This is a genomic window from Brenneria alni, from assembly GCF_003666245.1.
Classification (GTDB): domain Bacteria; phylum Pseudomonadota; class Gammaproteobacteria; order Enterobacterales; family Enterobacteriaceae; genus Brenneria; species Brenneria alni.
Map to the genome: position 1 here is coordinate 67,384 of NZ_MJLZ01000012.1, position 19,753 is coordinate 87,136.

The window sequence follows — 19,753 nt, forward strand, 5'->3', positions numbered from 1 at the left end:
ATGGACGGGTCAGTGAGAGTGATGATTTGAATTGCCGCCGGCATCCATCACTGTGCCGCTGGCATCAATATTACCTTTCACGCTGACGTTGCCCTGAATAGCCGCTGCCGTACCGCTGCCGCCAGATCCCGCCATACCGCCCTGATAGGTCAGTTTGCCTTTTACCAGCAGATTGCCGGTTATTTCGGTTTCCGGCGCGTCAAGGGTGGCTTTTTGCGTTTTCACCGTCACGTCTGCGCCGCAGGTAATCACGATATGCTCGATACCGCCGTTAATCGTCAATGTGTGCGTCTGGCGGTCGTAATAAAACGCCGCGCTGTCCGCATAAGTAACGCCGCGTGCGTCCGGGTTATTGACCGGCGGCGTATCGACGCTGGAGTAGACCGCGCCCAGGATCACGCCGTCTTCGCCGTTGGCGTCCAGCAGCATGACGACCTGTTCGCCGACGTCGGGCAACCAGTAATCCTTGTTGTTCTGAGTATTGTGTTGCAGCACGTCCAGCCAGTTGGTGCGCAGGTTATCGCACTCTGGCAACCGAACGCGGGCGCGGACGCTCTTTGGGTCAACGGCACTGACGGTGCCGATCTGCCGGGATACGCTCATAGTTTTTCTTCTCTGGTGACGATTTCGGTGGCGCCATCCGGTTTATACGCCGTTAATGTCTTCTGCGGCTTACTGCGTGTCGATTTGCCCTCGGTGACTGGCCCACGCGATATTTCAATTTCTGTGGCATAACCGCCGCTGCGGTCAAACGAATGCCGGGCGGAGGTAATCAGCCAGTGGCCCGACAATTGACCGAAATTCACCAGTTCGATTTTGTTGCCGGCGGTCAGTTGCGGCGTACCCATCAGGGTTATCGAACCGGTCTGCTGGTACTCGTTATGCGCATCCAGCGCCGCATCAGCCTTGAGTTGCGCACTGTCTTCGTCCGCCGAACGGCTGGTGACCTTCAGCGTATCCGCGCTGGTGGGCTTGCCGCTGCTTTTTGTCGTTGTCGTCGTACTGCCGTCCGCCTCATATGCCACCAGTTTTTTATCGCTGGCTTTCTGATGCTTGACCTTTGCCGACTTGTACACCCGGTTGATGGTGTCGCGCAGCGAATAGCGGGCCACGTCCTGCGGCGTCAGTTGCCTGACCGGGTCGAGCTGGCGCAGCGTGGCCAGATGCGAGAACACCAGTTGATCGCTGACGACCTTCACCGCATAGCCATACTCGCTGGCCAGTCGCTTCAGAAAGGCGACATCGGTTTCCGCGTATTGTGTGACGCGATCAATCTTGACCGGCTCGATACCGCCGACCAGTTTCAGGTCATGCTTTTTGGCTATCCGGCTGGCGATGGCGGCCAGCGTGGTGTTTTCAAACCCCCGGCTGGATTTGGTGCGCAGCGCGGTATTGACCGATGTGGCGACGCCGCGAATCGATACCGTTGACGGCGGCGCACCCACTTCGATCTCATCGATAGAAAAGGTGCCGCAGGACAGCAGTTTTTCTCCGCGATAGCCCAGCTTCAGCGTCAGCGTATCGCCGTTGCCCGGATACCATTTATCCAGCCAGCGACCGTCGGTATCCTCCAGTTCGACGTCGATGGTGTCCGATTCCGACTTGATATTGTCGGTATAGCTGACGCGGGTGACATAGGGCGCGATATCGCTGGTGATATCCTGTTGCAGATACCACAGGGTAAAGAGCGGCTGAAGCACCTCGGAAATACCAGAAGAAGTAGCCTGCTGAATTAACGTAGCCACGGCGCAATCTCCTCGGCGGTTACCGCCTCATCCGCTTCAATCATCGGGATCAACAGCACGATGCCGGAAGGCAACACCGGCGTGATGGCGACCTGCGGATTGGCGGCGATAATCCGCTCATACCCCAGCGGTTCGCCGTAGTAATGATAGGCGAGTAAATCCCAACGCTCGCCCAGTTTGGTCACATGCTCGATATACATCATACCCTCCGCGTGGTAATTGCCGCCGTCATCTGGCTCAACGCCGGTGAAACGTTGGCGAGTAACGTGCCGGCAGCATTAAACTGGCCGGATACGCTGTTTAATGCGCTGGCGATATTGCGGCTGTCGGCGTTCGCCAGAGTATCACGCGCTTCGTTAACAACGTTGGCGGCCTGACTGGTTGCTCTGGCGACGCGAATGGCATCGGGAAAGTTTTCGGTGATGGCGCCCAGCGTGGGAACCGACGCGGCTAATGGCGTGGCGACGCCGCTGATTTGCGTCAACAGGCCGGGAACGCGGGCCAATGCTATCGCCGGGTCGGACGCCATCTTTTGCACTATGCGCACCGTACTGGCGGCGGTTTGCAGTGCCGACTGCGCTTTTTTGGCGTAACTTACGGCGTCACGCACCGATTGCGCCAGTCCACTGGGTTTGGTTACCGCGCCGATGACGACGCCGGTGCCGGGGATCGCGCTTTTAATCGCGGGTGGCGGCAGCGGGTTTTTCGGATCGCCGGTATATTCGCGCAAGGTCACTTCCGCCGTCATGGCCATCACATTGCCGGACGCATCCGTCTGCTGGTTGCTGGCCGTCACCGCGGTAATCACGAACCAGCCGCGATAGTCGCCGTTGCCGAACACCAGCGCCAGCGCCTGATGTTCGCGCATGGCGCGGCGTAACCGCGTCAGTTCGCTATCCGGCGTGCAGTACATACTGTGGAAGACCAGGCTAATGCGGAACTCATCCAGCCGTTCGCCGACGAACTGTAGCCCCGGTTTACCTTCGATGCGGCTATGTTCGGCATAATCGACGCCGAAGGTGGACTCGAAGCCGTCCCAATAGGTGATCAACTCAAATTCAATATCGCCAAGAACGGCAAACATCAGGCATACCCCCTACGTTGTTGTTGCGTCATAATGCGCGCCAGCATTTTTTCCAATTCGTGCAGTGACAGGTTGAGTGCGCTGGCGATGTCCGGCGTGGCCGGGGATTTTTTACCCTCCATGTAGATGTTGGGTGAAAACGTCACCGCAATACCGCCGCTGGCGTTAGCCGCCTGACGGCCAGCGCGACGGCCAATAACCGTATTCTCCGCCCCAGCGGGCAACGCCGGGATTTCCGGTAAGGCTTTGGCAGTCGGGCGGGCGTTCAGTGAAAGTAATAACGGTTTGATTTTAGGCGCGGCGGGGATCAGCGCCTGCGCCAATTGCAGCCCGGCCTGCGCCGCCTGCGGCGTGGTGCGGCTGATACCGATAGCGGCGCCCTGCGCGATATTGTCGCCAAAGCCGATAAATACCCGGCTGGGCGAATTAATTTTGAGTTTATTGGCAAACCAGCGGGAGACATTATCGCCCAATTCGGAAACGCTGGCTTTCGCCGCCTCCCATTTATTGCGGATACCGTTAACCAGCCCGCTGATAATATTGCCGCCGAACTCGGTAAATTTGTTCGGCATATCGATGCCGAAATATTTCATCACCCCGGCAAAAACCTTATAAAACAGCCCCAGCGGCGACCAGTTGATGATTAAGCGAGACACGCCGCCGATACCGCCGCTGAAGGCGGTGCGGATATCGTTCCAGCGCGCCTTGAACCAGTTGCCGATCGGCCCCCAGTAGCGATAAACCAGATATGCGCCCACGGCAAAGGCGGTGATAAACAAGCCGATAGGCGTCATCAACAATGCGCGTCCCATTATCATGGCCGCACGACCGACCAGCATGATGCCGCGCACCAGAACGCCGCCCAGTAAGCGTCCCAACGACAGCGCACCTCGGCCCAGCCGGGCAAACAGCCCCAGCCACTGGCGGGCGCGGCCTCCTGCGCCAAACGCCGCACGCAATAGCAGCCATTTGGAACGCAGCAACATCGCGCCCTCCCACAACTTCACCAGCGGTGATAACAAGTTGACCAACACCAGCCTGGTTGTGACGGCCACGTCGCTAAATGCCTTAAACCCGACGACGGTGAGCACGATCCCGCTGACGATCTCCGGGTTGGCGGCGATCCATCTTCCGGCCTGATCGATAATGGGGATAATTGCGTCGCTTAACGAGATCAACGTCGGGCGCAGTGACTTGCCGACGCCGATTTCAACCTCATTGAGCGCGATTTGCATTCGCTGCCAGCGTGCTGCCAGGGTGTCATTTTGACTGGCGAAATCGGTGTCGAGGGTGTTTTGAGCATCCGGGCTAGTCATCGTCTGTTTATTGCTTTGATATTTGCCCCAATTCTGACGCATCGACAGCAGATGATTCACGCTCCGGGTGTCGGTAAACACCTCGGACAGACCAAATGACGCCATCAGTTTCTGCTGGGCTGCGGTATCGCCTTTCGCGCCCGCCGCCTGGAAGGGTTGCAGGAACGCTTCGCCTTTGTCCCCGATAAATCTATCCGCGATCATCAGCGAGGCTTCATATTGGGAGAAACCGCCGGCGATATAGTTCTGCATCGACTTTTCGTAGTCGATGCCCGACGCTTCGTATTTCATACGCGTATCGTTGCTGTTCATGACCGACAACCAACTGGTCATGTTGCTCACCGCGCTGTCGGTTGAGCCGCCGCCTTTCGCCACGCTCAGGCTGGCGACTATCTGCGTAACCGCCTGCTGGCCGGTAATACCCTGCGCGGCAAAGGCTTCCGCCAGCCCCGGCAGGGCTTTGGGCATCTCCTTCAGTTTAAACGAACCCAGCTTCGCCCCGCTCGCCGCCACATTAAACGCCTGCTCTAACTCTTTGGTATCCGTAATTTTCAACGTCTCGCTGAAAGCGAAGGTCATTTTGGCCAGATCGGTCATATCGGTTTGGGTCGCCGTCGCGGTTTTTCCCAGCAGCCCGGTAAGCTGTAACGCTTTTTCCGGCTTTATTCCGTCGTTAATCAACTGACCGACGCCGCCCAGCAAGGCTTCCTGCGTCTGGTTGACTTTCAGCGCGGTCTGGCGAATCAACGTCTCGATTTTTTGCTCCTGGGCGCTATCCAGATTGCCCATCACCGCAATATCCCGCAGCCCGGCTTCAAAGCCTGCATATTTCACGACGGCGCCTATCACCGGCGCGGCCACCGTTTGGGCCGATGCGTAGGTTTGCTCTTTTTGGTCGAGCAATGCCGAGCGGCGGGCCTGTAAGGCATCACCGGCGTTCGCTGCGGTAGAGAGGCGGTTTCGCTGGCGTTGCAGTTGTTCCATTGTGCGTCCCACACGTTGCAGTTCGCTGTTCAACCGCCGGTTGCCGTATAAGCCGACCTGGCCGTAGCGCTCCATTGCTTTCGTCAGGTCGTTTTGCCGTTGTTGCAGGCGGCGGGTGGTTTCGCTAATTGACTCCAGCGTGCCTGGGACGCCGGAAAACGCAGACCGTAAGGCGCCGGAAACAGTCCCGCCGATAGAAGATTCAGTGACCACGATTTACACTCCAGATAGACCAGACGAAACAGGATTACCAATATGAGAACGTCGCTGACGGCAGTTGGTCTGGGCATTGATGATTGGCGGAGAAGCAGTGGTATTGACGCAGGCCCTGATGTTGGCTGTCGTTATCCTGCCCCCCGCCATTTATTTGTTAGCGACCTGACTTGCCGGAACCGGCGCGTCTGTTAGTTAGTCGCTATCGCCGTTCTCATGCTTAATCTGCGTGCTGGCCGTCTCCAGCCAGCACTCAAACTCTTCCAGATCCAGATCGTTTAACTCACTCGGCTGGAACCGAAACCACCTCGCCAGCAGCCCCTGCGCCTGAATCAAGGTTTTCGGATGGTGTAGCCAGGCCTGTAAGTTGATGAAATCGTTTTTGCAATGCCAGATAGTCGGCCAGATCCATGTTATCCAGATCCTCCGGCGGCAGAACGCTGGCGCGGGAAATCAGTAAATCGTCCCATTCGGCGGGGTTATCGCTGATTTTGCGCACCGCTTTCAGGTCTTTGACCTGCAAACGGCGCAGGTTCAGAGAGTCAATGCGTACACCGGCAGCGGTGGTAAAAGGAATAGACAGCGGAAAGGATTGTTCTGACATCATGTGCTCCTGTTTTTGGAAAAATAAGTGTGGGAAAGTAAGGCTTCAGGAACAGTATGAAAAGCGGGGACGAATGCAGCTATTAAAGGGATTTAAAGAAAGGGAGAAGCACAGCCTCTCCCTCAGACAGTAAACGGTGATGCGTTGTTTATCCGCCGATGTTGATACGGTAATCGGTCAGTTGATCGACACCGCCGACGCGGAAGATATTCGCCAGATAATCCAGCTCCAGCAGTTCCTCGCTATCCAGCACCTGTTTGATGTAGGAGCAGCTAAAGCTACTGGAGAACTCGGCGTTTTCATGCTGTTTGAAGGTGCCGAGCGGGTTCTTCTTGAACATGATGGTCATATAGGTGACCAGCGGGATCTCGTCGATTCGGCCCTGGGAACTGTAGCGCTCAACGCTGGAGCGGCACTGCAACGCCAGCGTTTGATACGGGTTGGCCGCGCCCAGCATGGCGTCACGGTAGAACGAGTTCCACTTGATCTCGCCTTCCAGTTTGTCGAACCCGGCGGGCAGTTCGATCTTGCCCACCATACCCAGCGCCTTGTGTTCTTGCATAATCATGCTGACGTCCGGCAGCTTCACTTCCTCCGCCCGGCCCAGCAGGCTCACCCCGTCAATATAGATATTGGCGTTGGTGATACGGTTCACTTCAATTTTCCCGGCCATCAGCTATTGCCCTCCAACGTAACCAGATATTCGGAGGTGATCTCCGTTTCAAACGTCAACCGCTCCAGCGGCGGTGGCGGCGTGTATTTGTAGCTCAACAGCAGGTGGCCCGCCGCCAGCTCGGTTTCTTCGTTGCGCGCCGGATCAAACCAGCATTTGAAGCCAAGCAACGCGCCGTCGCCAATCAGTTTGCGGCCATAGCTGTTGACCGATTCGGTCAGCGCATCAATCAGCGCCTGGCTGATTGGCATATCAATGTACTGCTGGCTGAAGTAGCGGATGGATTCGTTAATCACATCACCGGTGCGGCGCACATTTTCAAAGTTGCGCATGTGGGTGACGGTCGGCCACGCGGCGCAGCGGTTGCCCCACAGACGCAACCCGGAGCCGTAGGAGTTGAACACCGTGGTGACGCCTTGCTCGTTCAACAGGTTCACCTCGCTGTTCGGGTCGTCAATCATCGCCGATAGCTGACGCTCCACGCCGGTGATGCCCAGCAGTTCCTGATTGGAAGACGACCACCAGAAGCCTTTTTCCAGGTCGACCTTCGCCCGCAATCCTGCGGCACGCTGACTAAGCGGCTCCAGCCGTTCGCTGTTGCTTTCCGCGTCATACACCTTGACGTGCGGATAACACAGTCGCACGCGATCCGAACTGGTATTGAAGTTGATGGTGCCGTCCGGCCCGCGACCTGCCAGTACCTGTGCGAAGGTGGTGCCAATCGGCGCATCAACATAGGTGATGGCATCCAGTTTGTCCGCCAGCGCAATCAGTTCCACGCTGACGCTGTTCTGGGTACAGAACACCGGGGCGATCAGGATTTTGGCGAAGAAGCCGAACTGGTTGTAGGTATCGTGCAGCAGCTTCATGCCGGTGCGATTGCCCGCCGCGTTGACCGCGCCGATAATATCCGCCGCCGTCACTTTGGTCGGGTCGGCATAATCGTAGCTGGCCAGCACCGCCTCATCCGTAAGGATGTTGTTGTTCAGGCGGGTGATCACCCCGGTTTGCGCATCAAGCTGGTAATCCGTATCGGCAATATAAGGCGTGGTTTCCGCCGACTGACGCAATACCAGATTAGCCACCGCACGATGGGCCAACTGCGCTTTGCCGGTCGCGGCGTCAAACGTCACGCTGGCGCTATCGACATGGGTTTTATGTACTTCCGGGTCGAGTACGTTGATCACCAGCACCGTTCCCGCGCCGTGGTCATAAATCGCATCCAGCGCCTGCGGGATGGTAAAGCCGCTGTATTGGCTGCCGAACTGCGCGGCGTCCTTCTCAGACAGGCACAAGGCAACCTCATTGACCGGGCCGATTGGCGCGGTGCCGATCAGGCCGATCACGGCGGATTTGACGGTTTTCACCGGGCGTGCGCCGTTTTCCACCTCGGTGGTTTCCACGCCGTGTAAGTAGTTAGCTGCCACTGTTCACCTCCGCTTTATCCTCGGTCACCACCGCCGTGACGTCAGGCTCGGCGTGCAAACGCTTCAGCGCCACCAGCGTTTTGACATAGTCGTGCGCCTCCGGTAGCTCAACGACACTATCGGGCCACAACAGCACCTCAGTGCCGTCGGCCAGCGTCACGCCGCTGGCCGGGCCGGTATAACGGTATTTCATCATTTGCTTTCCTCATAATTGGCGACGGCCAGTAATGGCCCGTCAGGTAGTTCAATGTCCTCAATCAGGACGGACTCGGTGGCAAAGTTCAGCGCGTGTTGCCACAGATCGCCGACATTGCCGAGAAACGTATCCCGCACCAGCCAGATTTTCCGGTGACAGTTCGGGGGGGTATAACCGCACAACGCCTGGCGTACTGAATCGAGTATCGCCACTGCGCCCTGGTTTCCATTTGATTGTCTGAATACCACCGTGGCATTCAGGGTGATGATGTGTGACTGCATCAGCGCGCCGGTATCTTTTGGCCTGCCGAAGCGGGAGCCGGGATAACCCACCAGGATGGCGCCCTCTGGATTTCTGAGCTGAAAATCAGCCGGTTTCCCCGGAAAATACTCAATCTGCATCGTGGGAAACTTTTCTTTCAGGCGGGCTGTTACCGCATCGATAATCGGGCTAACGTTCATCAATCTGTCCTGGTGTTGAAAACTGCGGACAGTGTCGCGGAAACAGGGAAAAACGGCTTTTAATTCAGTTTAGAAAAGCACATGGGTCGAGGCGGGAAAGGATGTGGTCTGTAAAGCCTTTATAAAGATGATTTGACGCTTTTTTCGCGCCAGCGGCACATTGGCTGAACTGTGCCGCTGTGGTTCAACACAGCGCCGTAGGCTTAAAATGGCGCGGCATTGTCGTCTGTCTCCGAACGCCACGGCCCGGCGCCGCGTCTGGCCATCATTCGCTCCAGTATTTTTCAGGGCGGGCAATGCCGGGGCCGCACTCCACGGTGTATTCCACCAGATCGACGCCGAGGCGGGTCAGGTCGGCAAACCAGATGCCGCTGGGCTGTTTGATCAGATCAATCATCTTGCGGTCGGCCAGATAATCCAGCTCGCGCCGCAGCTCCAGCGCGGTGGCATCCGGGTAAATCGCCCGCATCACATCCAGCAAAAAGGCTTCGTTCGAGGTATAAGGCCGCGCCTTATTGAGCGTCGCCATTAAATTCCAGCGCATCGACTCGCGGCGCACGCGTAACATATCCACCATCATTGCCTCCCGCGCTGCTGCACCAGCTCCAGTTTGTTGTAGAGCGCGTCCAGCTTGGCTTCGATCACCGTCTGGCCGCGCACGTAGTCTTCGCGCCGTACATAGTTGAGCGGCAGGTCGGCCTTTAGCGCCATCAAGTCACGCTCCAGCCCGGTCAGGCTGCCGTTGAACTCGCGCAGGCTGTTTTCCAGCGTGTCCACCAGTTCGGTCTGCCGTTTTTCCAACTGGGCTAAAAACATCCTGGCGACGGTAAAGACAAAGCCGAGAAAACCCAGCAGCAAGCCCACCAGTTGCCAGAATTCCACTTCCATTTTCATTGTTGTAATCCTTCGATGTAATCCAGCAGGCCGTTTACCTGCGCGGCTAATTGTTGGCTGCGCTCACCGGCGTCGGCGCTGTGGGCGAGGATGTCGCGCTGGGTGACGCCGGAGTCGCGTAGCCGGGCGTTAATGGCCTCAGCGGCTGCGGACGTAGCGCCAGCCCCGCCGACAGCGGCGGCAGAACCGGTTTCAGAGTCGGTTGATAATCCGTAGGCGGCGTTGTATTGCTGCACGAAACCAGCAGTAAACACGCACTGCACAGGGTGAGATTTGCCTTGTTGGTCAATCCAGCGTTGGGTGACATCATCCATTCTCCGTTTCAGGTTTTCATTCTGCCGGCGCAGGTCGGTTGTTTTAGCGAGATAGCGCTGTTCCGCCTGATTAGCGGCATTGACCTGTTGCTGATAGCGCTGCTGCCCTGCCAGCAAAGCGGCCTTTTCCTGCTCGGCGCGTTGCTGCGACTGCCGGGCAAAATCCGCCTGAAGCGAGGCCAGCGCCGCCTTACTTTCGGCCTGCTGCTGTTGCAGCGCGGCGTTGCCGTCGGATTCCGCCGTGGAGAATCCGCGCCGATAGCCGTGCTGATGAATCAGCCATAGCGTAAACAGCGCGGCGGCAATCCATAACAGCGGTTTCCACGGCAGGTTTTTAAGCAGGTTCAGCACAGCTACGGCCTCCCCAGGTCAGATAGCGCGGCGCTAACTCCAGCAGGATGCGCTGCGGATAGTGGCGATTCTCGCGCCAGTTGGCCTTGCTGCGCCCGGCGTTGACGGCGGCGACATGACCAAACCAGCGCTGACTGTCCAACCCGCGCTGCGCCGCCAGCTTCTTATCGCGCTGAACCCAGCCCAGCCCGCCGTTATAGCCGGAGAGCGTCATCGCCATGCGCTGGCAGTCATCAGCCGCGTTGACGCGCTGCCAGATCCAGCGGTTATATTTGGTCAATGCCCGAATAGACCACGCCGGGCTAAACGGCTGATTGGCTTGCAGTTCCGGCATAAGCTGGCTTATCCATTCGGAGGTAGACGGCATAAACTGCGCCAGCCCCTGTGCGCCAACGGGCGACACCGCACGCGGATTCCAGCCGGATTCCTGATGGAGTTGGGCGGCAAAATCCGCTACCGGCGCATTCAGCCCCCAGTCCAGGCGGGCGTTGCGGATCAGGTCGTTGCGGTATTGCTGGGAGGCGGCGGGTGGTTGGGCGGCATCACTATCAAACGCACCTGTCAGTAACAGAATCAATAGTAAGAGCAACTGGCCAGGGCCTGAATCGCGGTTGCGAATTCGATTAGCCATTTTACAGTCCCGTCGCCACAGCCAGACAGACCGCCGCCACAATGATGGCGCGTCGGATCTGTGCGGCGGCGAATACCCGGTGATAACCGGATTTTACCGGGTATTCGCCTTGCTCCATCCATTCCGGCTCATGTACCAGATACTGCGCCAGTCCGGCTTTGGGAAATAACGAGCGATCCAGCCAGTAACCCAGTACAGCGGCCAGCGTGATCAATGAAATTTTGTAGATAACCACGGGAAGCTGTTGCGGCGATACCAGCGCGATAACCACCAGCAGCAAAACAGCGGTAATTTGCCAGCCCAGCAGGCGTTTGATACGAATGTTGAGGTTCATGAACTGTCTCCTGTGAAGAGTAAGTGGAGACATCATCACCAGGATAGCGTAGAGGGGATTTTAAACGGCGTTAATAGTGGGGGCGGCAGCGTCACGGCAGTATGGTGGGGAAGAGAGCGGCTTTGTATGTTGGCTTTGTTACTCAGCCCATCCGTGGGCCTTGCTCGTAAAGGGCCAGCGCTTTGCGTTGTTCAGAACGACAACGTGTTGCCCTGCAACTCGAATTATTTAGGGTATATATGAAAATGTCGGATCTGCCTGACTAAATATCCCTTCGCCGAAAGATAACATCAATGGAATCGATAGTATGCTGATTTTCATTGATAATCCTGGATTCTATTTTTCTTATTTTATCCATTGATTTCCCCGCCAACATAACCAGCGATGCCCAACCGAGAAAAAGGAACAGCGTGTTCTCGCTGAGAACCAGCCAGTGTGACTCACCGTTATACATAAGAAAAATGTTCCAGAGAACAAAACCAAACGCCAATAAGGCAAGCCCCACAAATAAGGCTGAAGGAATGTTGAAATAACTACGACGTTTTGATTCATTCCTTTTTGAAATAAGCTCCCTTTTAATTTGCTGTAATGTGTGGTCATCCATCTCATGAAGTTCAGGAGGGCGTTTAGGGGCGTGGTTTATGTTAACAACGGAACCGACATGAATAGACCCTGGATTATTACCGCCAACGCTAATCGTTATCTGCCTTTCCTGCCCATCGTATGGGAGTTGTTTAAGACTACCAATAACTTGTTCAGCTAATGTGTGTAGCTCTTCTTCTCTTCTATCCATGATAGATCCCTTTTTTATTAATTATTAACAACCAGTTTCAATACGCTATCAATCCTATCGTCATCAACCTCTGACTCTTTAATTAAAAAGTTATATATTTTAGAGGATAGCAAAACGAGTTCGCCGGGTGTCCACCGACGATTAGCCTGTCGCGCCAGCGAGTCCAGCTTGTGCACGATCTTTCCCAGTAATTCTTCGTCTATTTCACTGTTTTTTCTAATGTTAGACGCCAGTACCGGAGCTTGTCCCGTGATCAGATATAACACATCAAGACCGGCTTTTGCCCACAGGCTTATCGCGTCGGCGCCTGGTGCAGACTCATCCTTTTCCCATCTTATCTGTGATTTTCTTGATGCGCCGACCATTTCAGCAAAGTCAGCCTGACTGAACCCCAATCGCTCGCGTTCTTGTTTTAATCGCTCACCGAGAGACATTTTTGTCACCAAAACCCTTTACAAGTCCCATTAATGGGACAATAATCCATTGCGTATTCTACTTAGATCATTGCATAACCGGAGGCCGTAACATGACACCCGAGCAAGTTAAAAACCGCTTTCAGCAGCGCGGTATCACCGTCACTCAGTGGGCGCGGGAAAATGGTTATTCCCGCGAAGCGGTCTATCGCGTACTGAACGGCATCACCAAAGCCAAATACGGGCAGGCGCATGAAATCGCCGTCAAACTCGGCCTGAAATCAGCCGCGCAAGCAGCCTGATAATTATCCGCCTACGTAACAGATTATCACATATTGCAAAAAGAGGAATGTGACATGAGTAAGGCAAATGTTTCCAGCTCAGGCGCACGCATTCTTCGCGTTCTCAAGGCGTTGCGCGGCCATACCCTGAACGGCGTTTCCAACGGTGAACTGGCGGCGGCGCTGAACGATTCCCCGGCCAATGTTAACCGGGCGCTGAATACGCTGATTGAAGAAGGGCTGGCGCAGAAACTAGATAACGGACGCTTTGCGCTAAGTATGCAAACCCTGCAAATCGCTCAGGCGCACGCCAACGAGATCGCCCGTGCGCAAGACCGGATTAACGAAATGAACCAACGCCTGCTGGCTGGCAGTCGCTAAGGATAAAAAATGGCACGTACAAAATCACAATCTGTTGAATTAATGGAAGATGCGCCGTTAGCCGGGGATCTGAATATAAAGCTCAATGCGCTGACCAAGCACCGGATGCAGGTGATGAATCAATTTGGCGACGGCCTGCCGTATGAGCGCGATCGCATCGTGCATGAAACTAAATTCTATATGGCGCAAAGCGCGGAAGCCATGCTGGAGGCGGGTAAGCGGTTGGTTATTCTCAAAGAGAATGAACCGCATGGCGAGTTTATTGAAATCGTTGAATCTCAACTGTCACTATCGAAGCGTACAGCACAAGTCATGATGCAGGCTTCCCTTAAGTACCTATCACCCAAATTGGAACCAAAAGCGCAGGCGCTTGCGCTTTTGGGCAAAACCAAGCTGTTTGAACTGATGACCGAAAGTGATGACGAACTCATCGAACTGGCCGAAGGCGGCACAGTCGCAGGCATGACGCTCGACGATATCGATCGCATGACCAGCCGCGAACTGAAAGCCGCCCTGCGTGAAGCCCGCGAAACCAACGCCGCCCAGCAGCGTGTGCTGACCGACAAGAATCAGAAGATTGACGATCTCTCCACCAGGCTGGAGAAAAAATCCCGTATCCAACCGCCCGCGCCCGATCAGGAAGCGGAAAAACTGCGTAAAGAGGTCAGCGCTATCGCGTTTGACGCCGAAGCGGCGATCACCGCCAGGCTGCACACTGCCTTTTCAACACTCACCACGTTTACTTCCGAAAACGAGGTCGAGCCGCCTTACGACTTTATGGCCGGGTTAGTGTGCCAGATTGAGCGGGCGTTACACCGTGTGCGTGAAGTTTTTGACCTTGAGGCCGCGCCTACCGGCAGCGAACGTCCGGCATGGCTGGACGCGCCTGAACCCCAGATTCAGCGCACTGACGCGTAAGGGATGACCATGAGTGCCGCCCTGACGGAAAGATTAGTTACCGTGGCCCGCGCCGCACGACAGGCCGGGCATGGTGAACGCGGCGCTATCTATGCTGCCGCCTGTATGGAACTGGGCTTATCCCGCGCCACGCTGCTGCGCAAGTTAAAGGAGGTTGCGGTGACTGACAAACGTAAAAAACGCACCGATGCCGGACAAAGCGCCTTAACGCGTGATGAGGCGGCAATGATTTCCGCCACGCTGATGGAAGCCACCCGTAAAAACGGCAAGCGCCTGTATTCCATCGCCGACGCAGTGGAAACCCTGCGGGCAAATGACATGATCACCGCAGGCCGCATGGTTGAGGAAACCGGCGAATTTCTGCCGCTTTCTGAAACCGCCATCAGCCGCGCCCTGCGCAATTACGGCCTGCATCCTGACCAGTTAAATCAGCCTGCGCCGGTGACCGAACTGGCCAGCCGCCACCCTAACCATGTGTGGGAAATCGACGCCTCGCTCTGCACCCTTTATTACCTGAGTAACGGTCATAAGGGGCTGCAAGTCATGGACAACGCCCGTTTCTACAAGAACAAACCGGCCAATCTGGCGCGCATCGCCAGTGACCGGGTGTGGAGTTATGAGATCACCGATCATGCTTCCGGCTGGATCTATGTCGAGTATGTGCTGGGCGCGGAATCGGGCGAAAACCTGTGCTCGGTATTGATTAACGCCATGCAAGAGCGCGGCGGCGCGGATGTGCTGCACGGCGTGCCGAAGTTGTTGTACCTCGATCCCGGTTCCGCCAACACCGCTGGCATGACGAAAAATCTATGCCGTGCCCTGGGTATTGAACTACTGGCGCATAAAGCCCATGCCGCCCGCGCTACCGGCAGCGTGGAAAAAGCGCGTGACATTATCGAACGCAAGCTGGAGCCGGGCCTGAAGTTCCAGCCGGTTTACAGTCTGGAAGATCTGAATGCCCTGGCGCAGAAATGGCGCGCCCACTTTAACGCCACCGCCATCCACAGCCGCCACGGTAAAACCCGTACCGACGTCTGGCTAAAGATTACCGCCGAACAGTTGGTTAAAGCGCCGGCTATCGAGATATGCCGCGAACTGGCGGTGGCGACGCCGGAAGAACGCAAGGTCACGCCGAAGCTGCGCGTGTCGTTCCGGGGCATTGAATACGATGTGTCCACCGTACCCGGCGTGATGGTTGGCGAGAAGTTACTGATTACCCGCAATCCGTGGCGCACCGACGCCGCGCAGGTAGTGCTGACCGGCGAGGACGGGCATGACATGTTCTTCCTGGTTGATGAGGTCATCAAAAATGAACTGGGCTTTGCCGATTCCGCGGCGGTGATTGGAGAACGCTACAAAACACAGCCCGACACGCCCGCACAAACTGCTGCGAAACAGATTGAGCAGTTGGTGACAGGTACAGATAACGCGACGGACGCCGCCGCCGCCCGTAAAGCGAAAGCCCTGCCGTTCGGCGGCAAACTCGACCCGTATAAACATATTGACGACAGCACACTGCCAACCTTTATGCCGCGTCGCGGCCAGGCATCAGAGGTACGCGGCCCACGTGTTGAACAGCGTCCGTTAACCCACGTCGAAGCCGCCAAAGCGTTACGTGAACAGTTTGCGGCGCGTAGCCAGATATGGACGGCAGAGTACTACCGCCGGTTAAGTGTGCTGTACCCGGATGGCGTTCCTATTGACGGGCTGGAGGGGGCCGCCGATGCGCTGCTGACGCCGGTTTCCGGCAAGGTTATCAACATCGTCAACGGTAATTAAGGAGGGAACATGCTGGTATTGAAACAACAGTTAAAACAGGCGCGGCTGTCGCAGGCGGCGGTTGCCAGACATATCGCGGTGTCAGAGGCCACGCTGGCGCAGATTGTTAACCATAACCAGTGGCCGCGCACCAACGCCGGGGAAATCCGCCTGCGCCTGCAAAACGTGCTGGCGGGGCATGGCATTGAAACAGAAAAGAGTTTTGACACGGTACGGGACGGCACACCCCGCACGGCGAAAACCACAGACCTCAATACGGAGGAGAATATGTTACTTAAAAAGCAGGTGTTATTTCCCGCCGCAAAAAAGGCATTCGGGCTGTTCCGCGACCCGTTTGCCGACGATGCGCTGCAAGGCAATGAAGACGTGTTCACCACGCCGGATATCCGCTATGTGCGCGAAGCGCTGTACCAGACGGCGAAACACGGCGGGTTTATGGCGGTCATCGGCGAGTCCGGCGCGGGTAAATCCACGCTGCGCCGCGACCTGATTGACCGAATCAACCGCGAAAACGCGCCGGTTATCGTTATCGAACCCTACATCATTGCAATGGAAGATAACGACGTAAAAGGCAAAACGCTGAAAGCAGCATCCATTGCTGAGGCAATCGTCAACACCATCGCCCCGCTGGAAGGCGTCAAGCGTTCGCAGGAAGCGCGTTACCGCCAGTTGCACCGGGTACTGAAAGACAGCAGCAACGCCGGGTATAACCACGTTCTTATTATTGAAGAAGCCCATAGTCTGCCGATCCCCACGCTCAAGCATCTCAAGCGATTTTTTGAGCTGGAAAGCGGGTTTAAGAAGCTGCTTTCCATCGTCCTGATTGGCCAGCCAGAGTTGGCCGTCAAACTGAGCGAACGCAATATGGAAGTGCGTGAAGTCGTCCAGCGCTGTGAGGTTGTCGAACTGCCGCCGCTGGACAACAGCCTGGAAGCGTTCCTGACCTTCAAAGTGGAGCGTACCGGCAAGAAGCTGGCTGACGTGATGGACGCCAGCGCCATTGACGCCATCCGCGCCCGTCTTAGCAATCAGACCGGCGGACGTAAAAATGTCGTCAGCCTGCTATACCCGCTGGCCGTCTCCAATCTGGTGATTGCCGCCATGAATCTGGCCGCTGAAATAGGTGTGCCGGTGGTGAATGCCGATGTGGTTAAAGGGGTTTAATCGTGAAAGCTATCCCGAAAATTAAAAAAATTTCGACATTATTCCGTTTGAACAAGAGGTGGAATAAATGTCACTGAACTGCATGACGTGCAAAATAGAAATCGACTATCTAAACCCGGAACAGTCGGACATTACCGGGAATACGGTTGATGGCGGCTGGCTTGTCGACGTGATCCTGTCCTGCCCATGTTGCGGGCAGAAATACAACGCCTTTATTCCTGCGGATGATTTTGACCTGTTAACTGAAGACTCACGTGACGGATGTGGGGATGAAGATGAATAAACCTCAGTGGATCACCCTCATCCATATCGCAAAACGCAATCTGCGGCTGGAAATGGCGGATGCAGGCATCATTCTTGACCGTTCTGAAGCGGCGCTGGCGCGTTGGGCAAAGCGTGAAACCGGCATTGATAGTCTGCAATGGCTGAGTTCACAACAAGCCAGCGTCATCATTGAAAAGCTGAAACAGTGGCAACGCCGGACGAGGATAACAGCATGAGCAATGATACCAATAGCTTCCGCAGCAAAGGCCCTGAACTGCTGGTCGAACTGGCACAGCATACCGCCTGCATCATCAAAGAGGTGGTCGAGATCGACACCACCATCGCCGATCAGATTGGCGAAGCAGTGGCCAACCGTATGATGCAGGTATGGGGCGGTCAGAACGTCTATTTCCCGATGGGTATGGCATGGAAAGTCAGCCAACGTGATCTGGAGATATTTCACGAGTTCAACGGCAGGAACCATCACGAACTGGCACGTAAATTTGGCGTCTCGCTGCAATGGATTTACAGCGTCGTCAAGCGTGTCAGAAAGGAGGAACAAGACAGAATACAGGGTAAGCTATTTAATGGTGAACCTGATGACGAGCCAGCGCCGGTGGAGTAAAACCAAACAGGCTGAACGATAAATTTCTTAATTTTTTGTCCGGCCTGTTTTTTTCACATACTGTAAGAGAATTACAATTATCATCTTGTTTCTCCCCAGCCCACCCCGCTTAGTCCCACAATTATCTCGCAGACTCTGTGTTATTTATCTTAGTTTTGATTATCTATGTGGAAAAGAATATAACTATCTGTAAAAGACCGAATATCGATTTTCGGGGGAATTTCGGGATTTTTCGGGATCTTGAGAATAAAAACTTTATAAATCAATAGATTAAAAAAAGACCGAATACGATTCCTGTATCCGGTCTAGGGAAATGGCTCTTGGGAGAGAGCCGTGCGCTAAAAGTTGGCATTTATACATGCTGAACCAGCCTTGTCACTTAAGCGTAGTCAACTCCCATGTATTTTCCAGTTTCCATCTCCTTGTGATTATCATAAATGGAACATATTTCACACTTCATAGTAACCACTAACAATTATTTAATTAACATTAAATTAAAAATCAATCACTTTACGGTTTACTGTTGGGATCACAAAGTTGTTCGGCACGCTCAACAAAAGGCTGTAGACTTTTCTTCTGTCCAGGATTGTTGGCATCATCCAGCCAGATGGCGTCTACCGGCTGCGCGTTGATCAAACCTGCCTTCATTTGTGCGGTAGCGATGTCGTTGAGTGGATACTGCATTAAGGTGCCGGTATGCAGGGCATACAGTGCATTCCCAGGGCGGCATATAAGCTGAACCTCTTCCCGCGTAAAAGCCCACTTATCTCCGTACTGTAAACGACTTACATTCGCCAGTTTTGCTGCGGAAAAAACATTCACGGACAGTGAAGCGAGAACGAGAGATAGCAATAATTTCTTCATCATGATGTTCCTAAGCATGATTATTCAGATACTCATGCCCCGTCACGGTTGCATAATTGACTGAGTCAGAAAAGATAGATTTCATACCATATAAAACAGAAGGTTACTAAGTAGATGCTATAAGCGATCATAACGATAGTGTCAGATGAAGTCGAGCGGCAAAGCCAGTATCGCATCCGGGCATGTCGAGTGGATGATTGGGTAGAGAAAGCTGGAGGGAAAAACCTGAGAAATGGGTATCACAAATTTAGAGGCTACCGGGTTTCCACGGGATGAAGCAGTAAAATCACCACTTCCCCCGTATATACCCTTCTTACTTGAAATTGCAGGTGTATTGCCTGCAACGTCACTTTCTTTGGATATAAGTCAGAACGATGAGCATGACAGATTTAGTCAACGCTTCATGCAGATGTGCTGCCAGCCACATTTGACGCCATTTTTTTCAGATCCTGATCGATAAAGAACAGGCCACCTTCGCTGGTATTAACCAGTGCCAACTTATCAAGGATGGATCTGAACAGTTTTTCTTCTTCATGCTGCTCTGCCACGTACCATTGCAGGAAGTTGAAGGTTGAATAATCCTGCAAAGCCATTGCAGCATGGGCCAGTTCATTAATTTTTGCGGTAATTAGCTGCTCATGCTCATACGTCAGTTTGAAGACATCAGCCAACGACGCAAACTCTATCGGCGGTGCGGCAATGGCGCCCAATATTGGCATACTGCCGGTGTCATCCAGATAGTTGAACAGGCGCTGCATATGCTCCATTTCTTCCTGAGAGTGAACTTTCAGAAACGCGGAAGCGCCTTCAAAACCTTTATCGCCGCACCAGGCGCTCATCTGTAAGTATAAATTGGCGGAATAAAACTCCAGATTAAGCTGCTCGTTTAATTTTTGAATCATTTCTTTTTTTAACATCATCATTCCTTATTTCTCTGGCGGGTAAATGTATTGCGACTCATTATGCCTGAATAATCAAAATAAAAACATCTCATTAACCAAATTAACAACAAATATTTTTACGTTTAAAATCAAATTATTATAT

26 protein-coding genes and 1 pseudogene are annotated in these 19,753 nt (G+C 54.6%); 8 read left to right on the plus strand and 19 right to left on the minus strand.

What is annotated here, in order from left to right; all coding sequences use genetic code 11:
- Nucleotides 1–9: 9 nt before the first annotated feature.
- The 17 genes from BIY29_RS07620 to BIY29_RS07705 all read right to left on the minus strand — a co-directional run bounded on the left by BIY29_RS07620 (nucleotide 10) and on the right by BIY29_RS07705 (nucleotide 12,454).
- Nucleotides 10–603, minus strand: a complete 594-nt coding sequence (locus tag BIY29_RS07620; protein WP_121574542.1) for a phage baseplate assembly protein V — start codon at nucleotides 601–603, stop codon at nucleotides 10–12.
- Nucleotides 600–1,745 carry a phage late control D family protein gene (locus BIY29_RS07625; RefSeq protein ID WP_121574543.1) on the minus strand — a complete coding sequence of 382 codons (1,146 nt, stop codon included), beginning with the start codon at nucleotides 1,743–1,745 and terminating at the stop codon, nucleotides 600–602. The genes BIY29_RS07620 and BIY29_RS07625 overlap by 4 nt, the downstream gene beginning before the upstream one ends.
- Nucleotides 1,733–1,948, minus strand: a complete 216-nt coding sequence (locus tag BIY29_RS07630; protein ID WP_121574544.1) for a tail protein X — start codon at nucleotides 1,946–1,948, stop codon at nucleotides 1,733–1,735. Before BIY29_RS07630 ends, BIY29_RS07625 begins: the two co-directional genes overlap by 13 nt.
- Nucleotides 1,945–2,829, minus strand: a complete 885-nt coding sequence (locus tag BIY29_RS07635) for a phage tail protein (RefSeq protein WP_121574545.1) — start codon at nucleotides 2,827–2,829, stop codon at nucleotides 1,945–1,947. Before BIY29_RS07635 ends, BIY29_RS07630 begins: the two co-directional genes overlap by 4 nt.
- A complete protein-coding gene (locus tag BIY29_RS07640) occupies nucleotides 2,829–5,342 on the minus strand; it encodes a phage tail tape measure protein (protein WP_240630026.1) in 2,514 nt (837 codons plus the stop codon). The genes BIY29_RS07635 and BIY29_RS07640 overlap by 1 nt, the downstream gene beginning before the upstream one ends.
- Before the next feature lie 283 nt (nucleotides 5,343–5,625).
- Nucleotides 5,626–5,946 carry a phage tail assembly protein gene (locus BIY29_RS07650; RefSeq protein ID WP_121574547.1) on the minus strand — a complete coding sequence of 107 codons (321 nt, stop codon included), beginning with the start codon at nucleotides 5,944–5,946 and terminating at the stop codon, nucleotides 5,626–5,628.
- 148 nt (nucleotides 5,947–6,094) lie between these two features.
- Complete coding sequence (locus BIY29_RS07655) at nucleotides 6,095–6,619, minus strand: phage major tail tube protein (RefSeq protein WP_121574548.1); 525 nt, start codon at nucleotides 6,617–6,619, stop codon at nucleotides 6,095–6,097.
- A complete protein-coding gene (locus BIY29_RS07660; RefSeq protein ID WP_121574549.1) occupies nucleotides 6,619–8,046 on the minus strand; it encodes a phage tail sheath subtilisin-like domain-containing protein in 1,428 nt (475 codons plus the stop codon). The genes BIY29_RS07655 and BIY29_RS07660 overlap by 1 nt, the downstream gene beginning before the upstream one ends.
- Nucleotides 8,036–8,242, minus strand: coding sequence for a hypothetical protein (locus BIY29_RS07665; protein ID WP_121574550.1), 207 nt, complete (start codon nucleotides 8,240–8,242; stop codon nucleotides 8,036–8,038). Before BIY29_RS07665 ends, BIY29_RS07660 begins: the two co-directional genes overlap by 11 nt.
- Nucleotides 8,239–8,703 (minus strand): Gp37 family protein, encoded by a 465-nt coding sequence (locus BIY29_RS07670; RefSeq protein ID WP_121574551.1) that lies wholly within the window; start codon nucleotides 8,701–8,703, stop codon nucleotides 8,239–8,241. The genes BIY29_RS07665 and BIY29_RS07670 overlap by 4 nt, the downstream gene beginning before the upstream one ends.
- Nucleotides 8,704–8,968: 265 nt before the next feature.
- Entirely contained in the window at nucleotides 8,969–9,280 is a 312-nt protein-coding gene (locus BIY29_RS07675; RefSeq protein WP_121574573.1) for a hypothetical protein, read from the minus strand.
- Nucleotides 9,280–9,597 carry a hypothetical protein gene (locus BIY29_RS07680; RefSeq protein ID WP_121574552.1) on the minus strand — a complete coding sequence of 106 codons (318 nt, stop codon included), beginning with the start codon at nucleotides 9,595–9,597 and terminating at the stop codon, nucleotides 9,280–9,282. The genes BIY29_RS07675 and BIY29_RS07680 overlap by 1 nt, the downstream gene beginning before the upstream one ends.
- Nucleotides 9,594–10,262: an efflux RND transporter periplasmic adaptor subunit gene (locus tag BIY29_RS07685; RefSeq protein ID WP_121574553.1), complete on the minus strand. Its 669-nt coding sequence runs from the start codon at nucleotides 10,260–10,262 to the stop codon at nucleotides 9,594–9,596. Before BIY29_RS07685 ends, BIY29_RS07680 begins: the two co-directional genes overlap by 4 nt.
- The gene (locus BIY29_RS07690) at nucleotides 10,246–10,893 is read right to left on the minus strand and encodes a transglycosylase SLT domain-containing protein (RefSeq protein ID WP_121574554.1); all 648 of its coding nucleotides are present in this window, start codon (nucleotides 10,891–10,893) and stop codon (nucleotides 10,246–10,248) included. The genes BIY29_RS07685 and BIY29_RS07690 overlap by 17 nt, the downstream gene beginning before the upstream one ends.
- A 1-nt stretch (nucleotide 10,894) precedes the next feature.
- Complete coding sequence (locus BIY29_RS07695; protein WP_121574555.1) at nucleotides 10,895–11,227, minus strand: putative holin; 333 nt, start codon at nucleotides 11,225–11,227, stop codon at nucleotides 10,895–10,897.
- A 262-nt stretch (nucleotides 11,228–11,489) separates the two neighbouring features.
- The gene (locus BIY29_RS07700; protein ID WP_121574556.1) at nucleotides 11,490–12,020 is read right to left on the minus strand and encodes a hypothetical protein; all 531 of its coding nucleotides are present in this window, start codon (nucleotides 12,018–12,020) and stop codon (nucleotides 11,490–11,492) included.
- Nucleotides 12,021–12,037: 17 nt separating this feature from the next.
- Nucleotides 12,038–12,454, minus strand: coding sequence for a helix-turn-helix domain-containing protein (locus BIY29_RS07705; protein WP_121574557.1), 417 nt, complete (start codon nucleotides 12,452–12,454; stop codon nucleotides 12,038–12,040).
- 92 nt (nucleotides 12,455–12,546) lie between these two features.
- On the opposite strand from BIY29_RS07705, the gene BIY29_RS07710 reads away from it, so the two are divergent.
- The 8 genes and pseudogenes from BIY29_RS07710 to BIY29_RS07745 all read left to right on the plus strand — a co-directional run bounded on the left by BIY29_RS07710 (nucleotide 12,547) and on the right by BIY29_RS07745 (nucleotide 17,845).
- Complete coding sequence (locus BIY29_RS07710) at nucleotides 12,547–12,735, plus strand: DNA-binding protein (protein WP_121574558.1); 189 nt, start codon at nucleotides 12,547–12,549, stop codon at nucleotides 12,733–12,735.
- A 54-nt stretch (nucleotides 12,736–12,789) separates the two neighbouring features.
- Nucleotides 12,790–13,095 (plus strand): helix-turn-helix domain-containing protein, encoded by a 306-nt coding sequence (locus BIY29_RS07715; RefSeq protein WP_121574559.1) that lies wholly within the window; start codon nucleotides 12,790–12,792, stop codon nucleotides 13,093–13,095.
- 9 nt (nucleotides 13,096–13,104) lie between these two features.
- The gene (locus tag BIY29_RS07720; protein ID WP_121574560.1) at nucleotides 13,105–14,013 is read left to right on the plus strand and encodes a DUF3102 domain-containing protein; all 909 of its coding nucleotides are present in this window, start codon (nucleotides 13,105–13,107) and stop codon (nucleotides 14,011–14,013) included.
- Nucleotides 14,014–14,022: 9 nt separating this feature from the next.
- The gene (locus tag BIY29_RS07725) at nucleotides 14,023–15,792 is read left to right on the plus strand and encodes a DDE-type integrase/transposase/recombinase (RefSeq protein WP_121574561.1); all 1,770 of its coding nucleotides are present in this window, start codon (nucleotides 14,023–14,025) and stop codon (nucleotides 15,790–15,792) included.
- 9 nt (nucleotides 15,793–15,801) lie between these two features.
- Nucleotides 15,802–16,956 (plus strand): ExeA family protein, encoded by a 1,155-nt coding sequence (locus BIY29_RS07730; RefSeq protein ID WP_121574562.1) that lies wholly within the window; start codon nucleotides 15,802–15,804, stop codon nucleotides 16,954–16,956.
- A 67-nt stretch (nucleotides 16,957–17,023) separates the two neighbouring features.
- Nucleotides 17,024–17,239 carry a hypothetical protein gene (locus BIY29_RS07735; RefSeq protein WP_121574563.1) on the plus strand — a complete coding sequence of 72 codons (216 nt, stop codon included), beginning with the start codon at nucleotides 17,024–17,026 and terminating at the stop codon, nucleotides 17,237–17,239.
- Between the two features lie 34 nt (nucleotides 17,240–17,273).
- Nucleotides 17,274–17,456 (plus strand): annotated as a pseudogene (locus BIY29_RS07740) (phage protein GemA/Gp16 family protein); the annotation flags it as partial.
- Nucleotides 17,453–17,845, plus strand: a complete 393-nt coding sequence (locus tag BIY29_RS07745) for a Mor transcription activator family protein (protein WP_121574565.1) — start codon at nucleotides 17,453–17,455, stop codon at nucleotides 17,843–17,845. The pseudogene BIY29_RS07740 and the gene BIY29_RS07745, both read left to right, overlap by 4 nt.
- Nucleotides 17,846–18,355: 510 nt before the next feature.
- Here BIY29_RS07745 and BIY29_RS07750 read toward each other — a convergent pair.
- Nucleotides 18,356–18,712: a YebY family protein gene (locus BIY29_RS07750; protein WP_205680316.1), complete on the minus strand. Its 357-nt coding sequence runs from the start codon at nucleotides 18,710–18,712 to the stop codon at nucleotides 18,356–18,358.
- Nucleotides 18,713–19,110: 398 nt separating this feature from the next.
- A complete protein-coding gene (gene ftnA / locus BIY29_RS07755) occupies nucleotides 19,111–19,626 on the minus strand; it encodes a non-heme ferritin (RefSeq protein ID WP_121574567.1) in 516 nt (171 codons plus the stop codon).
- Between the last annotated feature and the right edge of the window lie 127 nt (nucleotides 19,627–19,753).

Excerpts from the sequence above, each read along its gene's own strand:
- BIY29_RS07720 (WP_121574560.1), top strand. The coding sequence starts at position 13,105 with ATGGCACGTACAAAATCACAATCTGTTGAATTAATGGAAGATGCGCCG.
- BIY29_RS07735 (WP_121574563.1), top strand. The coding sequence starts at position 17,024 with ATGTCACTGAACTGCATGACGTGCAAAATAGAAATCGACTATCTAAAC.
- BIY29_RS07620 (WP_121574542.1), bottom strand. The coding sequence starts at position 603 with ATGAGCGTATCCCGGCAGATCGGCACCGTCAGTGCCGTTGACCCAAAG.
- BIY29_RS07710 (WP_121574558.1), top strand. The coding sequence starts at position 12,547 with ATGACACCCGAGCAAGTTAAAAACCGCTTTCAGCAGCGCGGTATCACC.
- BIY29_RS07650 (WP_121574547.1), bottom strand. The coding sequence starts at position 5,946 with ATGTCAGAACAATCCTTTCCGCTGTCTATTCCTTTTACCACCGCTGCC.
- BIY29_RS07725 (WP_121574561.1), top strand. The coding sequence starts at position 14,023 with ATGAGTGCCGCCCTGACGGAAAGATTAGTTACCGTGGCCCGCGCCGCA.
- BIY29_RS07665 (WP_121574550.1), bottom strand. The coding sequence starts at position 8,242 with ATGATGAAATACCGTTATACCGGCCCGGCCAGCGGCGTGACGCTGGCC.
- BIY29_RS07670 (WP_121574551.1), bottom strand. The coding sequence starts at position 8,703 with ATGAACGTTAGCCCGATTATCGATGCGGTAACAGCCCGCCTGAAAGAA.
- BIY29_RS07690 (WP_121574554.1), bottom strand. The coding sequence starts at position 10,893 with ATGGCTAATCGAATTCGCAACCGCGATTCAGGCCCTGGCCAGTTGCTC.
- BIY29_RS07655 (WP_121574548.1), bottom strand. The coding sequence starts at position 6,619 with ATGGCCGGGAAAATTGAAGTGAACCGTATCACCAACGCCAATATCTAT.
- BIY29_RS07715 (WP_121574559.1), top strand. The coding sequence starts at position 12,790 with ATGAGTAAGGCAAATGTTTCCAGCTCAGGCGCACGCATTCTTCGCGTT.
- BIY29_RS07750 (WP_205680316.1), bottom strand. The coding sequence starts at position 18,712 with ATGATGAAGAAATTATTGCTATCTCTCGTTCTCGCTTCACTGTCCGTG.
- BIY29_RS07675 (WP_121574573.1), bottom strand. The coding sequence starts at position 9,280 with ATGGTGGATATGTTACGCGTGCGCCGCGAGTCGATGCGCTGGAATTTA.
- BIY29_RS07700 (WP_121574556.1), bottom strand. The coding sequence starts at position 12,020 with ATGGATAGAAGAGAAGAAGAGCTACACACATTAGCTGAACAAGTTATT.
- ftnA (WP_121574567.1), bottom strand. The coding sequence starts at position 19,626 with ATGTTAAAAAAAGAAATGATTCAAAAATTAAACGAGCAGCTTAATCTG.
- BIY29_RS07680 (WP_121574552.1), bottom strand. The coding sequence starts at position 9,597 with ATGAAAATGGAAGTGGAATTCTGGCAACTGGTGGGCTTGCTGCTGGGT.
- BIY29_RS07630 (WP_121574544.1), bottom strand. The coding sequence starts at position 1,948 with ATGATGTATATCGAGCATGTGACCAAACTGGGCGAGCGTTGGGATTTA.
- BIY29_RS07695 (WP_121574555.1), bottom strand. The coding sequence starts at position 11,227 with ATGAACCTCAACATTCGTATCAAACGCCTGCTGGGCTGGCAAATTACC.
- BIY29_RS07745 (WP_121574565.1), top strand. The coding sequence starts at position 17,453 with ATGAGCAATGATACCAATAGCTTCCGCAGCAAAGGCCCTGAACTGCTG.
- BIY29_RS07635 (WP_121574545.1), bottom strand. The coding sequence starts at position 2,829 with ATGTTTGCCGTTCTTGGCGATATTGAATTTGAGTTGATCACCTATTGG.
- BIY29_RS07730 (WP_121574562.1), top strand. The coding sequence starts at position 15,802 with ATGCTGGTATTGAAACAACAGTTAAAACAGGCGCGGCTGTCGCAGGCG.
- BIY29_RS07705 (WP_121574557.1), bottom strand. The coding sequence starts at position 12,454 with ATGTCTCTCGGTGAGCGATTAAAACAAGAACGCGAGCGATTGGGGTTC.